General features: G+C 61.0%; 16 protein-coding genes. 11 read left to right on the top strand and 5 right to left on the bottom strand.

Going from position 1 to position 16,503, the window contains the following annotated elements:
• The first annotated feature begins 27 nt into the window (after nucleotides 1–27).
• The gene (locus IT763_RS06385; protein WP_016928599.1) at nucleotides 28–672 is read left to right on the top strand and encodes a TetR/AcrR family transcriptional regulator; all 645 of its coding nucleotides are present in this window, start codon (nucleotides 28–30) and stop codon (nucleotides 670–672) included.
• 35 nt (nucleotides 673–707) lie between these two features.
• Here the strand turns inward: IT763_RS06385 and IT763_RS06390 are convergent, their stop codons facing one another.
• From IT763_RS06390 to IT763_RS06405, 4 genes are all read right to left on the bottom strand, one after another.
• On the bottom strand, nucleotides 708–1,526 hold the full coding sequence (locus tag IT763_RS06390; RefSeq protein WP_004939506.1) for a MetQ/NlpA family ABC transporter substrate-binding protein: 819 nt from the start codon (nucleotides 1,524–1,526) through the stop codon (nucleotides 708–710).
• A gap of 19 nt (nucleotides 1,527–1,545) precedes the next feature.
• Nucleotides 1,546–2,214, bottom strand: a complete 669-nt coding sequence (locus IT763_RS06395) for a methionine ABC transporter permease (protein ID WP_206195267.1) — start codon at nucleotides 2,212–2,214, stop codon at nucleotides 1,546–1,548.
• Nucleotides 2,207–3,232, bottom strand: a complete 1,026-nt coding sequence (locus IT763_RS06400) for a methionine ABC transporter ATP-binding protein (RefSeq protein WP_206195268.1) — start codon at nucleotides 3,230–3,232, stop codon at nucleotides 2,207–2,209. The genes IT763_RS06395 and IT763_RS06400 overlap by 8 nt, the downstream gene beginning before the upstream one ends.
• Before the next feature lie 403 nt (nucleotides 3,233–3,635).
• Nucleotides 3,636–4,079 (bottom strand): acetyltransferase, encoded by a 444-nt coding sequence (locus tag IT763_RS06405; RefSeq protein ID WP_049299489.1) that lies wholly within the window; start codon nucleotides 4,077–4,079, stop codon nucleotides 3,636–3,638.
• A 242-nt stretch (nucleotides 4,080–4,321) separates the two neighbouring features.
• Between IT763_RS06405 and IT763_RS06410 the strand changes: the two genes are divergently transcribed.
• The 3 genes from IT763_RS06410 to IT763_RS06420 all read left to right on the top strand — a co-directional run bounded on the left by IT763_RS06410 (nucleotide 4,322) and on the right by IT763_RS06420 (nucleotide 7,017).
• A complete protein-coding gene (locus IT763_RS06410) occupies nucleotides 4,322–5,194 on the top strand; it encodes an oxygenase MpaB family protein (protein WP_049299490.1) in 873 nt (290 codons plus the stop codon).
• 162 nt (nucleotides 5,195–5,356) lie between these two features.
• Nucleotides 5,357–6,460, top strand: a complete 1,104-nt coding sequence (locus IT763_RS06415) for a suppressor of fused domain protein (protein ID WP_016928594.1) — start codon at nucleotides 5,357–5,359, stop codon at nucleotides 6,458–6,460.
• Nucleotides 6,461–6,489: 29 nt separating this feature from the next.
• Nucleotides 6,490–7,017, top strand: a complete 528-nt coding sequence (locus IT763_RS06420) for a cysteine hydrolase family protein (protein WP_016928593.1) — start codon at nucleotides 6,490–6,492, stop codon at nucleotides 7,015–7,017.
• A 32-nt stretch (nucleotides 7,018–7,049) separates the two neighbouring features.
• On the opposite strand, the gene IT763_RS06425 is transcribed toward IT763_RS06420, so the two are convergent.
• Nucleotides 7,050–7,925 carry an NAD(P)-dependent oxidoreductase gene (locus IT763_RS06425; protein WP_049299492.1) on the bottom strand — a complete coding sequence of 292 codons (876 nt, stop codon included), beginning with the start codon at nucleotides 7,923–7,925 and terminating at the stop codon, nucleotides 7,050–7,052.
• A 290-nt stretch (nucleotides 7,926–8,215) separates the two neighbouring features.
• Between IT763_RS06425 and trpS the strand changes: the two genes are divergently transcribed.
• The 7 genes from trpS (at nucleotide 8,216) to IT763_RS06460 (ending at nucleotide 16,425) form a co-directional block, all read left to right on the top strand.
• Nucleotides 8,216–9,223 carry a tryptophan--tRNA ligase gene (gene trpS / locus IT763_RS06430; RefSeq protein WP_143778723.1) on the top strand — a complete coding sequence of 336 codons (1,008 nt, stop codon included), beginning with the start codon at nucleotides 8,216–8,218 and terminating at the stop codon, nucleotides 9,221–9,223.
• Between the two features lie 117 nt (nucleotides 9,224–9,340).
• Nucleotides 9,341–10,174 carry a phosphonate ABC transporter ATP-binding protein gene (gene phnC / locus IT763_RS06435; protein ID WP_004939485.1) on the top strand — a complete coding sequence of 278 codons (834 nt, stop codon included), beginning with the start codon at nucleotides 9,341–9,343 and terminating at the stop codon, nucleotides 10,172–10,174.
• A gap of 41 nt (nucleotides 10,175–10,215) precedes the next feature.
• Nucleotides 10,216–11,148 (top strand): phosphonate ABC transporter substrate-binding protein, encoded by a 933-nt coding sequence (gene phnD / locus IT763_RS06440; protein WP_004939482.1) that lies wholly within the window; start codon nucleotides 10,216–10,218, stop codon nucleotides 11,146–11,148.
• Between the two features lie 78 nt (nucleotides 11,149–11,226).
• Nucleotides 11,227–12,090 carry a phosphonate ABC transporter, permease protein PhnE gene (gene phnE, locus IT763_RS06445; RefSeq protein WP_016928590.1) on the top strand — a complete coding sequence of 288 codons (864 nt, stop codon included), beginning with the start codon at nucleotides 11,227–11,229 and terminating at the stop codon, nucleotides 12,088–12,090.
• Entirely contained in the window at nucleotides 12,087–12,986 is a 900-nt protein-coding gene (gene phnE / locus IT763_RS06450; protein ID WP_033642327.1) for a phosphonate ABC transporter, permease protein PhnE, read from the top strand. Before phnE (IT763_RS06445) ends, phnE (IT763_RS06450) begins: the two co-directional genes overlap by 4 nt.
• A 229-nt stretch (nucleotides 12,987–13,215) precedes the next feature.
• Nucleotides 13,216–13,680: a DUF1456 family protein gene (locus IT763_RS06455; RefSeq protein ID WP_004939471.1), complete on the top strand. Its 465-nt coding sequence runs from the start codon at nucleotides 13,216–13,218 to the stop codon at nucleotides 13,678–13,680.
• A gap of 177 nt (nucleotides 13,681–13,857) precedes the next feature.
• On the top strand, nucleotides 13,858–16,425 hold the full coding sequence (locus tag IT763_RS06460) for a putative mucin/carbohydrate-binding domain-containing protein (protein ID WP_206195269.1): 2,568 nt from the start codon (nucleotides 13,858–13,860) through the stop codon (nucleotides 16,423–16,425).
• Nucleotides 16,426–16,503: the final 78 nt, after the last annotated feature.

Here is a 16,503-nt window from a genome sequence, read left to right on the forward strand (position 1 = left end):
GCCGTGGAGCGGGATAGGAGAGGAACGATGAGCATCAATGAAGCGGTCTGCGGCAAGAAAAGCCGCGGCAGACCGAAACAATTTGATCGCGATCGGGCGCTGGAAAGCGCGCTCGATCTGTTCTGGCGGCACGGTTATGAAGCCACCTCGCTGGCCGATCTGGTGGAAGTGACCGGCGCCAAGGCGCCGACGCTGTATGCGGAATTCGGCAACAAGGAAGGGATGTTCCGCGCGGCGGTGGAACGCTATTTGCAAAAATACACCACCTGCACCAACCAACTGTTGGAACAGGCGTTGCCGGTGGCCGAGATCGTCGAGGCCTACGTGCGTTCTTCCGTCGAAGTGTTTACCGACCCCGATACGCCGTCAGGTTGTTTTATGGTGTGCGCCTCCGCCGCGCTGTCGTCCGCGTCCGACGACGTCGCCCAGATGCTGCGCAAAAAACATCATGCCCAGGAAGCGGCGCTGAAAGCCTGCTTCGATCGCAAGGTGCAGCAGGGTGAACTGCTGGCGAAGACTGACACCGCGCTGCTGGCGAAGTACGTCATTTGCACCATTGAAGGCATGTCGGTGCAGGCGCGCGAAGGGGCAAGCCGCGGCGATCTGCTGCGGTTACTGGAGGCGTTGATGCTGGTGTGGCCGCGGCTCAGCCAGATTGGCAATAAGGTGTGACAACCGGCCCGGCTTTTACCGGGCCGTCTAACCCATTACTGATTGACCGGGATCACCGCGCCCTGGTACTTCTCGCGGATAAAGTCCTGAATCGGTTTGGAGTGCAGCACTTTGACCAGCGCCACGATCTCCGGCTTGTTCACGTCGGCTTTGTGCACGGTGATGATGTTGGCGTACGGGTTGTTTTCGCCGCTTTCGACCGCGATCGGATCCTTGGTCGGATTCAGCCCGGCGTCGATGGCGTAGTTGGCGTTGATCACCACCGCGTCGCCTTCGTTGTTGTTATACATCTGCGGCAGCAGCGCGCCTTCAACGTTGGCCTGGAACTTCAGGTGTTTCGGGTTTTCCACCACGTCGGTGATGCGCGCGTCCACTTTGCTCACCCCCGGCTTCAGCTTGATCACGCCTTCCCGTTCAAAAATAGACAGGATGCGGCCTTCTTCCGCCACCGCGTCGCGCATGATGATTTTGCCGTTTTCCGGCAGATCTTTCAGGCTCTTGTACTTCTTCGAGTAGATACCGATAGGCTCAATATGGATCGCGCCGGCGCTGACGAAGTCGTAGCTCTTGTCGTCGGCGTGGTCTTTCAGCACCGAGTTCAGGTAAGGCACGTGCTGGAAATAGTTGGCGTCAATGTCATGGCTGGCCAGCGCAGTGTTCGGCAGGATGTAGTCCTGGAAGCGCTTGATTTGCAGATCGATGCCTTCCTTCGCCAGTATCGGTTTAGCCTGTTCGAGGATCTCGGCGTGCGGCACGTTGGAGGCGCCGACCACCAGCTTGGTCGCCGCGGCGGCGCCAAAAGAAGCCAGAGTGGCGACGGAGGCGAAAGCCAGCATCAGTAGGTGCTTTTTCATCATCGTTTTCCTTGGTTAATTAACGTTTATCGAGCGTTCTTGTCAGGGTGTCGCCAATGAACTGAATGACGAAAACGATCAGCAGGATCGTCAGCGTCGCCACCAGCGTCACGTCACTGTGGTTGCGTTGGAAGCCTTCCAGATAGGCCAGGTTGCCCAGTCCGCCGGCGCCGATCACCCCGGCCATCGCGGTGTAGCTCACCAGCGCGATCAGGGTGACGGTGATGCCGGAAACCAGCGCCGGCGAGCTTTCCGGCAGCAATACGCGGAAAATCAGGGTGCGGTTTTTGGCGCCCATCGAGCGCGCCGCTTCGATCACTCCTTTGTCGACCTCGCGCAGCGCGATCTCCACCAGCCGGGCGTAGAACGGCGCCGCGCCGACGATCAGCGCCGGCAGGGCCGCATCTGCGCCGAGAATGGTGCCGATAAGCGACTTGGTGAACGGGATCAGCAGCACGATCAGAATGATGAACGGAATGGAGCGGAAGACGTTGACCAACACGGAGATCAGCGAGTAGACCGCCCGGTTCTGCAACAGCTGGCCCTTCGAGGTTAAAAACAGCAGCACGCCGAGCACGATGCCCAGCACCAGCGTGGCCAAACCGGCGATGCTGGTCATGTACAGCGTTTCCCAGGTGGCGTCCCACAGTTGGTCCAGACTCAGGTGGGGGAACAGGGATTCAATCATGTTGGATAACCTCGACGGCGATGTCTCTTTCGTGCAGCAGGTTGAGCATGTCGGCGACTTGTTGTTCATTGCCTTCGGCGTGGATGTACAGTTCGCCGAACGAACCGTTGAGGGTGTGGCTGATCTTGCCGTGCAGAATGTTGATGGTCAGGGCGTAGCGCCGGATCACTTCAGAGATCACCGCCTGATGGGTTTGCACGCCGACGAAGGTCAGCTTGAAAATCGCCCCCGGCAGGTGGGCGGTGAGCTGCGGGTTGAAGCTCTCTTCGGTGTCCGCATACTGCGACACCTGTTTGACGAACTGTCGGGTGATCGGCTGCTGCGGCCGGGTGAACACGTCAAGCACCGGGCCTTCTTCGACGATGCGGCCGTTTTCCATCACCGCCACGCGGTGGCAGATTTTGCGCACCACGTGCATCTCGTGAGTGATTAGCACGATGGTCAATTTCAGCTGACGGTTGATGTCCAACAGCAGGTCGAGAATGGCGTCGGTGGTCTGCGGATCGAGCGCCGAGGTGGCCTCGTCGCACAGCAGCACGCTCGGGTTATTGGCCAGCGCGCGGGCGATGCCGACGCGCTGCTTTTGGCCGCCGCTGAGCTGCGACGGGTAGGCGTTTTCGCGCCCCTGCAGGCCGACCAGCGCGATCAGTTCCGCCACGCGCGGCGCAATCTGCGCCTTGGGCACGCCGGCGATCTGCATGGAAAACGCGATGTTCTGGCTGACGGTGCGCGACCACAGCAGGTTGAAGTGCTGAAACACCATGCTGATTTTCAGGCGCGCCTGGCGCAGATGGCTGCCTTTGGCGCGGGCGATATCAAAACCGCCCACGTCAATGCGGCCGCTGGTGGGCGTTTCCAGGCCGTTGAGCAGGCGGATGAGGGTGCTTTTGCCGGCGCCGCTGTAGCCGATGATGCCGTAAATTTGCCCGGCCTCTACCGCCAGGCTGACGTTGTCTACCGCCACGACGCGGCCCTGTGTGCTGTCAAAAGTTTTGCAAACGTTCGAAAGAACGATCATAGCGAAGCGGATCCTTATCGATACATCACAGCATTCCGTCCAGAGCGCGGTGCGCCGGACAGAGATCGTTCGGCTTTTCGGCTGACGGAACCTCTGTTGCGGGTGAATACCGGGCAATCCTACCGAGGGTTGATAGTGACAGGAAGAATGTAAAATCTATTACTTATTCTGATTTGATATATAAGGCGGCGGGGGGGAGGCGGGGGAAGAAAACCGGCCGCAGGGCGGCCGGCGAGATTGATGACAAACCTTATACCCTTGCCGGGTTGGCAGAGAGCACCGAATAAAAAACAAGGAAAATCAATTTATTGATTTTCGGCTGATCACCACAAAGAGGGGAAAAACCACGCTTTTTCCCCTCTTTGTCAATAGACTGACCGGCCGCAGGGCGGCCGGCGGAGGGCTAGCGTTTTTCCAGCTTCATGTGCAGCAGCGGGAACGGGTTGCCCTGGCCGTCGAGCGGCGAGCGGCCGGTGATGACAAACCCGTAGTGGCGGTAGAAGCCGCTGGCCTGCGGATTTTGCTCGTTCACGTCCAGCTGCAGCTCATCGTGCAGCGTTTCCGCGTGGGTCAGCAGCGCTTTGCCCACCCCTTTGCCGCGCTGATCCGCGTCGATAAACAACATCTCCACCTTGTTGCCGTTCAGGCCGATAAAGCCGCAGGGATGCCCCGGGCGTTCTTCGGCCACCCAAACGTTGACCGCCGGCAGGTAGTCGTTCAGCACCAACGGGAACAGCTGCGTGATGTTGTCTTCGGTTAAAAAATGGTGGGTGGCGCGCACCGAACGCAGCCAGATATCTGCCAATTGCGCGTTGTCTTCCGCCGCGCGTGCTCTGATGGTAATCATCGAACTCTCTGCTATCTAAGTTGAAGGAAAAGAAACTAGATAGAGGTTTTGTGGGGTTAGTGCCGAATTAACGTGGGTTAACGCCCTGCAAAGCGCCTCTGCAGTGGATCGAATAGGCCCGCTTTGTTGCAAGCGGTATAACAACTGTAATTCAGTAAGTTAATGCTTTCAACCGCCGCAGGGCGCAATGAGGCGCTCGCCGCGTGTTACACTGGCCGCTGAATGAGCAAGAGGGCGGCAGGATGGAAGCGGTACGCGCAGCGATAGAGAAACAGGTGCTCAGCCTGACCGGGCTGGCGCTCGGCGGCGTCGATTTTGAGAATCCGCCCGGCGATCCGGGGCTGTTCGGCCCGCAGTCTGTCATCTGGCAGGTACATCGCGATTTCACGCCGATGCTGTGCGGCGGCGTCAGCGCCTTGCTGCTGCAAATGCTGCACCCGCTGGCGCTGGCCGGCGTATGGGATCACTCCAATTTTCGCGACGATATGATCGGCCGCCTGCGCCGCACCAGCCAGTTCGTGTCGGTCACCACCTTCGGCCCGACCGCCGAGGCGGAGCGGCTGATCGCCAAAGTCAAAGCCATCCATCTGCGGGTAACCGGCGTCGGCGGCGACGGCACGCCTTATGCCGCCAGCGATCCGGCGCTGCTGACCTGGGTGCACGTGGCGGAGAGCAGCCGCTTTCTGGCCAGCCACCTGCGCTACCGTAACCCCCATCTTTCCCGCGATTTGCAGGATCAATACTATCGTGAAGCGGCGCGCGTGGCCGCCGCGCTGGGAGCCACTGAAATACCTCAGTCCTGCGCGGAGGTCGAAGAATACCTGCAGGCGATGCGGCCGCAGCTGGTGTGCGATGAACGCACCCAAGAGGTGGCGCGCATTCTGCTGAAGGCGCCGGCGCCGAGCGCGTTGGCGCGCCCGCTCGGCGGGGTGGTGATGCAGGCGGGCATCGATCTGTTGCCCGACTGGGCGCAGCGGCAGTTCGGTTTTCATCCGGGCGCGCTGCGGCGGCGGCTGGTGCGAACGGGCGCCGCCGGTTTGGGCAAGGTGCTGGGCGCGTCGATGCGCAACGGTTCCTATCAGCGCGCGGTGCGGCGCATCACTCGGCCGTCATGAGCCGCAGCCGCTATAATTAGCCTTTGTTTATCTTCGTTTACGGCCGTTTTTGAGACTTTTACGGGTGATCCGGCCAGTAATGCGTTTTACACTTGGGGCAAAGCCACATTCCATTTTTGGCGCGCAGCCGATTCTGCCGCGCCCTGACCCTATTGAGGTGATATGAACGAGTCATACGTACTTGCTGAAGTCAGCAATGAGAACCAGACGCTGGTCGCGGTGGTTCAGCAAGATCACCGGGCAGCCTATTTTTACATCTATCCCGCCGAAGCCTACAGCGATCGCTATCAGGTGCGCGCCTGCTGGCTGCGCAACCTGGCCGCCGCACCGCTGCAGGAGGATCGCGCCGCGTTGGAACAAGGGCAGCCGCCGATGCTGGCGGCGGAGTTTTGCCGCAACCTGGAAGGGGAAGCGCCGCTGAACCCGGAAGGGCTGATGGTGGTGTGGAGCGAAAGCGACGACGGCGCGGCCCTGTGGTATTACGGCCAACTGCTGGCGGTGATCCCCGGCTGGAGCCTGTATATCGACCATTCGGTGTGCTATTCGGCCAGCTGCATCAAGGAGAGCCCACTGGCCTATCCGCTCGGTTCGGCCTCGACCAACACGCAATATGCGCAGGCGGAAAGCACCCGGCAGTTTTGGCGCAGCTGGCAGCGTGAAGAGGGCAATCCGTGGCCGAAGATGCAGCGCGATTTTCAGGCGCGCTATGAGCAGCATTTCGGCCCTTCGGTAAAATATTACGCCATCGATCAGGGCAAGTGGCCGCCGATGGCCATCACTCAGCACGAGCGCGACGGCATCTATTACTTCCTCACCATGGGGGTCAGCATCCGGCCGATGCCGTGGGTGGAGATCCTGTTCAACGACGAGGCTTCGCGCTATCGCCGCATGGAGATGGCGATCGCCATCGACAGCCAATACATGACCGAAGACAACGCGGTGCAGATGGCCAGCGCGCTGGCCGGTTTCGCGCACGCGCCGTGGGCGCGGTTGACCTGGATCGGCGAAGGGCACACGCTGGAGTCCGACGTGGCGCCGTTGGGCTACGAAGGCTATATTTTATCGTCGTCCTTCTATCCGCATCACGCGCACCTGGCGTTGCCGCAGCAGTACGGCGACCCGGTGAACCTGTTTTGGGCCAGCCCGGTGTTTACCGCCGAGCGTCAGCTGGCGCACGCCACGCCGAACGGTGGGCACGATCTGGTGAACCGGCTGCGCGAGCAGGGCGTTGACCACATTTTCCGCCCGCGCCAGCCGGTGTGCTGACGCCATTTATCTTCTCTTCGGGAGCCGCCATGACCACCGCGCTGTTGATTATCGATGTGCAGGAAGGGTTGTTTACGCCGCCGCCGGCGGATGCCGCGGGCACCGTTGCGCGCATCAATCAGTTGAGCGAGCGCGCCCGCCGGGCGGGCGTGCCGGTGATCGTGATTCAGCACCACACGCCGGACGACGAACTGCCGCACGGCAGCGCCGCCTGGCAAGTGCTCGCGGCGCTGAAGGTGGCGCCGGGCGACCATCGGGTGGATAAAACCACGCCGGACTCGTTCCTGCGCACCTCGCTCGGCGCGTTGCTGATCGCCAACGGCGTATCGCAGCTGGTGGTTTGCGGCTACTCCACGCCGTTTTGCATCGATACCACGGTGCGCAGCGCCGCGGCGCGCGGCTATCCGGTGACGCTGGCGGCGGATGCGCACACCTGCCACGACAAATCCTATGCCGACGGTTTGCTGATCCGCATCCACCATAACGAGACGCTGTCGAATATCGACAGCTTCGGCGTGCCGATCCGCGCCGTGCCCGCGGCGGACATCGTGTTCTGAGTACGGAAAACGGGGGCTAACGCCCCCGTTCGTTATTTCAGGCCCGCCCGCCGCGCCGCCACCTTGGCCAGCGCCGCCCAGTCCAGATCCGCATCCCCCTGCGCCATCGCGTCGAGGAAGTTGTCTTTCAGCACCCCGGCGAACGGCATCGGCGTATGGCTGTCGGCGCCGGCGGCCAGCGCCAGCCCGACGTCTTTCAACCCCAGCGCCAGGCGGAATCCGGCGGGTGAATACTTCTCTGCGGCGATCAGCGCGCCATAGCCCTGATAGGCCGGGGCGGCGAAGACGGTGCCGCTCAGCATCTGCAGGTAGTCGGCGCCGGACACGCCATAGTTGCGCACCAACGCGCTGCCTTCCGCCATTGCTTCAATGGCGCTGGCCAGCGTAAAGTTGGTGGCGATTTTGACCACGTTGGCCTGCGCCGGATCGGCGCCGAAGTGCCAGGTTTTCTGGCCGAGGGCATCGAACAGCGGCTGCGCTTGCTTCAGCCGCTCGCTATCGCCGGCCGCCAGAATATTCAGTTTGCCGGCGGCCGCCACATCGACCCGTCCCAGCACCGGCGCGGCGAGATAACCGATGCCGTGCTCCTCATGCAGCGTCGTCAAACGTTTGGCGAGTTCGACCGAGATAGTCGCCATATTGATATGCAGCGCGCCCGGTTTCATCCGTTGCAGCAATCCGCTGTCCACCACCACCTGCTGCGTGGCGGCATCGTCGGCCAGCATGGTGATCAGCACGTCGGCATCGGCCAACTGTTCCGGCCGTTCGACCTGCCGCGCGCCGGCGCTCACCAGCGGCTGCGCCGCCTGCGGCGAGCGGTTCCATACCGTTAAGGCGAAGCCCGCCTGCAACAGGTTGGCCGCCATGGCGCTGCCCATCCCACCCAGTCCGGCAAATCCGATCTTCATCATGCGCTCCTTTTTCAGGTTGAAGGTTTTACCCTAGCGCGCCAGGCCAGGAACGCAAATGCCGGAGTGTAACGCCGTCTTACGCGCCGGCGGCGGGCTATTGACGCGCTGCCGCGGCGGGTATACCTTGATGGCATGAATATATCGATGCACTCCACCCACAATCAGTCATGGTGGCGCCTCTTCTGAGGCGGCACGAGTATTCACATCTCTTTTTAATGCCGCCGGTTTGGCGGCATTATTTTTTGTGGCGTTGATCCGGCGGTCTACAGACCTTCAGGAGCACTGCCATGAGCTACACCATTCTTACCGGCGATCGCGCCACCGGCCCACTGCATTTAGGCCACTTCGTCGGCTCGCTGCGCCAGCGCGTCGCACTGCAGCACCAGCATAACCAAACGGTGATGGTGGCGGATCTGCAGGGCCTGACCGACAACGGCAACAACCCGAAAAAAATCAGCGCCAACGTGCTCAACGTCGTGGCCGACTATCTGGCGGTCGGCATCGATCCGCACAAGACCACGATCTGCCTGCAGTCGGCGCTGCCGGCGTTGGCCGAGCTGACGATGTACTACCTTAATCTGGTCAGCGTGGCGCGGCTGGAACGCAACCCGACGGTGAAAAACGAAATCGCCGAGAAGGATTTCGCCCGCAGCCTGCCGGCCGGTTTTCTGATCTATCCGGTCAGCCAGGCGGCGGACATCACCGCCTTCGGCGCCACCCACGTGCCGGTCGGCGAGGATCAACTGCCGATGCTGGAGCAAACCAACGAGATCGTGCGGCGCTTCAACCACATCGTCGGCCAACCGATATTAACGGAGTGCCAGCCGCTGTTAAGCAACGTCGGGCGTCTGCCGGGGCTGGACGGGCAGGGCAAAATGTCGAAATCGCGCGGCAACGCCATCCCGCTTGGCGCCGGCGCCGACGAGGTGCACAAGGCGGTGATGAGCATGTTCACCGATCCCGGCCATCTCAACGTCAGCGATCCCGGCCGGGTGGAGGGCAACATGGTGTTCACCTATCTGGACGCCTTCTGCGAAGACGCCGCGCTGGTGGCGGAACTGAAGGCGCACTACCGCCGCGGCGGGTTGGGGGACGTGAAGATCAAACGGCTGCTGGAGGATTGTCTGCAGAGCCTGCTCGAACCGATCCGCACCCGCCGCGCCGAATTCATCGCTGATAAAGGCGAGCTGACGCGCATCCTGCAGCACGGCACCCTCCGCGCGCATCAGGTCAGCCAGCGGACGCTGCAGCAGGTCAAGGCGGCGCTGGGGCTGGACTTCTTCACCCTAGCGTGAGGCGTACACCGGGGCGGCACGCGTCACGCCCCGGCCATAAAACCATCATCCCACTGTCATAAACTTATCCGTTAATAGGTGCCCATAATGATTAGCCACTGAAACCAGAGAAATCATATGGCTCAGGCACTGTTAAAATTGGCGCAGCACGAGTTCCCAGGGCAGCACGCCGCCGCATCCCGCAAAGTGTTATCGGTAAAGGGGCTCGGCAAAGCTTACAAAGCGCAGCAGCGCGTGCTGGATGACATCAATTTCGATCTGCACGCCGGCGAATTCGTGGCGGTGATCGGCCGCTCCGGCGCGGGCAAGTCCACGCTGTTGCATACCCTCAACGGCACCATTCCTTCCAGCTGCGGCGAGATGCTGCACTTCGAAGACGATGGCGTGGCGCAGGATATCGCCCAGCTTGCCGGCCGCCAGATGCGCCAGTGGCGCGCGCGCTGCGGCATGATCTTCCAGGACTTCTGCCTGGTGCCGCGGCTGGACGTGATGACCAACGTGTTGCTGGGCCGCCTGAGCCACACCTCCACCCTGAAATCCTTCTTCAAACTGTTCGATGACGCCGACCGCGCTCGCGCCATCGAGCTGTTGCAGTGGCTCAACATGCTGCCGCACGCGCTGCAGCGCGCCGAGCACCTTTCCGGCGGTCAGATGCAGCGCGTCGCTATCTGCCGCGCGCTGATGCAAAACCCGCAAATCCTGCTGGCCGATGAGCCGGTGGCGTCGCTCGATCCGAAAAACACCCGCCGCATCATGGACGCGCTGCAGAAAATCAGCGAAGACGGCATCGCGGTGATGGTGAACCTGCACTCGGTCGAACTGGTGAAAGAGTATTGCTCGCGGGTGATCGGCATCGCCCACGGGAAGATCGTGTTTGACGGGCATCCTTCGCAACTGAACGAACGGATCCTGCACCAGCTGTATGGCGAAGAAGCCAATCAGATCCATTGAAGCACTTTTGACCTTTACCCTTTACACACAAGGCACACCTGATGAAAAAAGTATTGAGTCTGACCACCCTGATGGCCGGCGCGATGATGGTATTTAATGCTGCCGCAGCGGATGCGCCGAAAGAGCTGAACCTGGGTATTCTCGGCGGCCAGAACGCCACCCAGCAGATCGGCGATAACCAGTGCGTGAAGCAGTTCCTGGATAAAGAGTTGAACGTCGATACCAAGCTGCGCAACTCGTCCGACTATTCCGGCGTGATCCAGGGCCTGCTGGGCGGCAAGATTGACCTGGTGCTGAGCATGTCGCCGTCGTCGTTCGCCTCGGTCTACATCAAGGATCCGAAAGCGGTGGACATCGTCGGCATCGCGGTCGACGACGTTGACCAGTCGCGCGGCTACCACTCGGTGGTGGTGGTGAAGGCCGGCAGCCCGTACCAGAAACTGGAAGACTTGAAAGGCAAGGCCATCGGCTTCGCCGATCCGGATTCGACCTCCGGCTTCCTGATCCCGAACCAGGCGTTTAAAAAGCTGTTCGGCGGCACGGTCGACAATAAATACAACAACACCTTCTCCAGCGTCACCTTCTCCGGCGGCCACGAGCAGGACATCCTCGGCGTGCTGAACGGCCAGTTCGAAGGCGCGGTGACCTGGGCGTCGATGATTGGCGACTACAACACCGGCTACACCAGCGGCGCGTTCACCCGCATGATCCGCATGGATCACCCGGACCTGATGAAGCAGATCCGCATCATTTGGCAGTCGCCGCTGATCCCGAACGGCCCGATCCTGGTGAGCAACTCGCTGCCGGCCGACTTCAAGGCCAAAGTGGTCACCGCCATCAAGAAGCTGGATAAAGACGATCACGCGTGCTTTATCAAAGCGATGGGCGGCAAACAGCACATCGGCGACACTACCCTGGCGGAATACCAGACCATCATCGATATGAAGCGCGAGCTGACCAAAGGCGACCGTTAATTCCCGGCTGCCTCGGCCGTTCGAATGAAGGGGTTCAGCGTGCTGAACCCCTTGTTCCATCAAGATGGAAGACCTGCTTTGAATACCGATTTCGCACACTATTACCAACGGATCCGCAGCAAGCAAAAACGCGAAGCGCTGCTGTGGTCGCTCGGGCTGGTGGTGCTGTACCTGGGCGCCGGCAACCTCGCCGAGTTCAACCTGCACACCGTCTGGGTGTCTATTCCGCACTTCTTCGACTATCTGGCCGAAACCGTGCCGACGTTGCACTGGAACCTGCTGTTCGCCGACGGGCGCACCGAAGGCTCGCTGGCTTACTGGGGCTATCGCCTGAATATCCAGCTGCCGCTGATCTGGGAGACCCTGCAGCTGGCGCTGGCGGCGACCATTTTCTCGGTGCTGGTGGCGACCGTGCTGGCGTTTCTGGCCGCCGGCAATACCTATACCCCCGCCTCGGTGCGGCTGGCGATCCGCACGCTGGTGGCGTTCTTGCGCACCATGCCGGAGCTGGCGTGGGCGGTGATGTTCGTGATGGCGTTCGGCATCGGCGCCATTCCCGGCTTCCTGGCGCTGGCGCTGCACACCATCGGCAGCCTGACCAAGCTGTTCTACGAATCGATCGAAACCGCCTCCAACAAACCGGTGCGTGGGCTGGCGGCCTGCGGCGCTACGCCGCTGCAGCGCATGCGCTTTGGCCTGTGGCCGCAGGTGAAGCCGGTGTTTCTCTCCTACAGCTTCATGCGGCTGGAGATCAACTTCCGTCAGTCGACCATTTTGGGGCTGGTGGGGGCGGGCGGCATCGGCCAGGAGCTGATGACCAACATTAAACTCGACCGTTACGATCAGGTCAGCATGACGCTGCTGCTGATCATCGTGGTGGTTTCCGTGCTCGACTACGTGTCGGGCGAGCTGCGCAAGCGCGTGGTGGAGGGGGCAAAATGACAGCGGGCACTCCGGCGTCGGCGGAAACGCTGCGCCAGCTAAAACAGCAGCATCCGGCGATCTTCGCGCAGCAGGGGCGCTACCTGCGCACCGTCGGCCTGATCGCCTTGGCGATCGTGCTGTACTACGTGTTCTTCTTCCTGGTCTTCGGCATTAGCTGGCCGCAGTTTATCAACGGCTGCCAGCAGCTGGGGCGCTATTTCCTGCGCATGTTCGTCTGGCACGACTTCGCCAACTGGCCGTTCATGTACTACTTCCAGCAGATCGGCATCACCATCGCCATCGTGTTCGCCGGCACCATCACCGCGTCGCTGATCGCGCTGCCGCTGTCGTTCTTCGCCGCGCGCAACGTGATGTCGACGCCGCTGCTGCGGCCGATTTCGGTGCTGGTGCGCCGCTTGCTGGACGTGCTGCGCGGCATCGACATGGCGATCTGGGGGCTGATCTTCGTGCGCGCCGTCGGCATGGGGCCGCTCGCCGGGGTGTTGGCTATCGTGATGCAGGACGTCGGGCTGTTGGGCAAACTGTACGCCGAAGGCCATGAGGCGGTGGACAAGTCCCCCAGCCGCGGCCTGACGGCGGTGGGCGCCAACGGGTTGCAGAAGCACCGCTACGGCATTTTCACCCAGTCGTTCCCCACCTTCCTGGCGCTCAGCCTGTATCAGATCGAGTCCAACACCCGCTCTGCGGCGGTGCTGGGCTTCGTCGGCGCCGGCGGCATCGGCCTGGTGTACGCGGAGAACATGCGGCTGTGGAACTGGGACGTGGTGATGTTCATCACTCTGATCCTGGTGGTGGTGGTGATGATCATGGACAAGGTCTCGTCAATGCTGCGCAACAAGTACATCATCGGCGAAGACATCCCGCTATATCAGCAAAAAAGCCAAATCGATTGAGAAACCCCTTGCCGATCCCTATACTGCCGCACATTCAAGGTGTGCGGCCATACCCGTCATACTTGGAGCTGCCTCTTTGTTGGCTGCATTTGCGCGCCCCGGTCACATAGTTAACTATGCTCCGGGGCTTACAAATTTGCCGCCGCGATGCAACTCCAATTATTTTGGGTATGGGGCATTTTTTTACAATGCGCACGTCCCCGTTAGACAAATAAGGCAATGCAATCCCATGATGAACAACGACGTGCTGCGCAGCGTGCGCTATATGCTGAGCATTAACAACGCCAAAATGGTCGAGATTATCAAACTGGACGATTTCGAGGTGGCGGTGTCGGCGATGGACGCTTACGTGATCAAAGAAGGCGAGCCGGGCTACGAGAAGTGCCCGGACGAAGTGATGGCGCACTTCCTCAACGGCCTGGTGTTCTTCAAACGCGGCAAGGACGACAAGTTCCCGGCGCCGGCGGTTGAGCTGCCAATCACCAACAACCTGGTGCTGAAAAAGCTGCGCGTGGCGTTCGAGCTGAAAGACACCGACATGCACCAGATCTTCACCGCGGTGGACTTCCGCATCTCCAAGCCGGAGCTGAGCGCGCTGTTCCGCAAAGAGGGCACCAAGAACTACCGCCCGTGCGGCGATCAGATGCTGCGCTACTTCCTCAAAGGGCTGGCGCAGCGCGTTCGCGGCGAGTAACGCGTAGCGTTCACCGAACATCAGGCGCAATCGCAAGGTTGCGCCTTTTTTATTGCCCCTCTCCCGCCCGCCGTTGTTGTACTGGCCCTCAGCCATCCGCCATTGATGGTGGGCGTGCCGCCCGTCCGGTTACTTTCTCATGGTCAATTCAGTCACCCAAACCATGAGGAAAGCAGGATGCCAACCATCACGAAAACCCAATCACTTTACACCTTGACCCGGCCGGTCTGGCTGGATGCGGCGGGCATGAGCAAGGGCATCGATCACGATCGCCAGCATCTGGGCATCATTCTCGCCGCCGGGCAGGTGCTGCGAGTACGCCAGACCAACGCGGCGTTTACCGGCAAGCTCACGCTGCGCTTGCTGAATGACGACAGCAAAACGGAGGCGGAATTCAGCGTCGGCGCGAGCTGGGTCGAGGCCCAGATCAATGCCGTCTCGGCGCCGTTCATCGATACGCCGTATGGGCAGGGCGAGCCGGCGCTGGAGTTCGAGTATCCGGACACGGCAAAAGCGCTGCCGGTTTATCGCCGTGGCGAAAACGAAACCGCGTTCTTTGCCCGCTGGGACGAGCGGGACGCCGAGTTTGCCCTGGTCGATGCGGAGTACGCTGTGTTGCTGGTGCCGAAAATCAGTAAACCGGCGCTGAAGTCGCTGGGCGAAGCGAAAAACATCGACGGGCTGATCGCCTACTACGATCGCATTTTCACTTTCTATAATGCGCTGACCGGCGTTTCGTTCGAGGCTGAACACGAATCCGATCGCAATATTCGCAACCGCTACTTTATGAAGGCCGATAAGCACGGCGCCGGCGCCGCGTATTACGGCGGCCGCTGGACGGCGGAAACCAGCAACTCGGTCAGCAGCTTCTGGCTGACGCCGAAAGACAGCAACTGGGGCTGCCTGCATGAGATCGCGCACGGCTATCAGGGGCACTTTATGGGCGACAAATATTTCTCCACCGGGGAGATGTGGAACAATATTTATGCCGCTTGCTATCAGGACGTGATGCTGGGGGAACGCAAATACCAGGAGGGGTGGCTGTATAACTACGGCAACGCGGCCGGCGTCGAGAAGAAAATCATCGATTTGATCGCTCAGGGTACGCCGCTCAACCAGTGGGATCTGCGCTCCAAGCTGTTCTTCGCGATGCTGATGGTCGACAAGGCAGGCAAGAACGCCTTCACGCACTTTAATCAGCAATATCGCCAAAGCTGCAACACGACGGGTTTCGTGCCGTCGGAACATGCCTTGCTGGATCTGCTGTCGGCAAGCTTCGCCGCGGCCGGCGAGCAAATCGATGTGACGCCGTTCGTCGAGCTGACCGGCGGCGTGATCACCCAAGCGCAGCGCGACCGCAACGCGTTCAGCCACGCCAAGGCGGTGTATCCGCTGTATCAACTGGTGGACGCGCAGAGTTTGCCGGCGCTGCAGGCGCAGCTGAAACTGGATTCCTCGCTGCGGCTGGTCGATTCTTGTCAGCTCAAGGCGAGCGGGCTGAAAGGCGACGTCACCCTGAGTCTGGATATCGATGATTTTGCGCAGATCTACGGTGAGGATCTTGTTCTGATGGAAGGGGCGCGCTATGCCCACAAAATCCGTATCGACGCGCCAACCCTGGCCCTGACTGCGCTGCCGATCGGCGTGTATACCTTGCGGTTGCCGACCGGCAAAGATCGCAAATATCGGCCGACGGCGGGTTACCTGACGGTGAAGCAGGGGAAAAACGCGGTGACGCTTCGTTTCGAGCGCAAAGCCGCTTCGCCGATCGTTTCGCAGGAGATCAACCTGTTGGGCCTGAGCGATGCGGTCTTCGCCACCGTGGTCGTCGATCGTGCCAAAGGGGCGCTGGTGGTTGACGTGACCAGCACCACGCCGCACGCCTACTTCCCCGGTGAAACCTATGCCCGGGTGACGCTGCGCGATCGGCAGGGCGCGGTGCGCTTCAGCAAGGAGATTCAGGGCACTCAGGCTACGTTAAGTCATGACGAGCTGCCGTTTGCCGAGGGCGATGACATCGAGATTTACCATGTGGAGCCGAGCCGGGTGCGTTTGAATCCGGCGGCGGCCGGCGTCATCGATAACAAAAACAAAACCAACGTACTGCGCATTGAAACAAGCGGGCTGAAAAACCCGGCCTTGCCCGGCGATCCCGAACAGGCGCTGCTGGCGCGCCTGGAACAGGCGGCGCAGCGTTTGCGCCACCTGCTGCCGGCTTACTACGCGCCGTCGTCGTCGTTCAAGGATGATATTTATCTGGCGATCGGCGCCTTTGCCGAGCCGCAGCGCGAGTCATTGTTGGCGACCTATCGGGATTGCCTGCCGGCCGACAATACGCCGCCGGGCGCTCACGTCGGCAATGCGTTTACCGTGGCGTGCAAAGGGATTGGCGATCGCCAGTTCCTGACCGGCGCCATCGATCTGGTGAAGAAAACCGTTACCGTCACGCTGGCGGCGGGGATTGCTCACCACTACTTTGCCGACAGCTACGCCTTCCTCAGCGTGACGGATGCGGACGGCAACGTCTTGCTCAGCTACGACGTCATCGGCAGCCAGAATCAACCGGCGAAAACTTGGGTGTTGCCGTTGTCAGGCTACGGCGGTGAGGTGATCCATCTGCGGCATGAAGAGCCGGACAACCGTCTGGCGATCGTCAACGAAATGCAGCACCTGCGGTTGGCGGAGAAGGGCAAGCAACAGACCTACTGCATTACGCCGGTCGGTTTGAAACGCATCAACGACTGAGCCACATCGGCCCCGGGGCGGCGAGTGTCGTCGCCCCGGTTTTTTCTCTGCGCCATCCCGCCATTGCACTCTTTTTGT

The organism is Serratia sp. CMO1 (assembly GCF_015689115.1).
Classification (GTDB): domain Bacteria; phylum Pseudomonadota; class Gammaproteobacteria; order Enterobacterales; family Enterobacteriaceae; genus Serratia; species Serratia marcescens.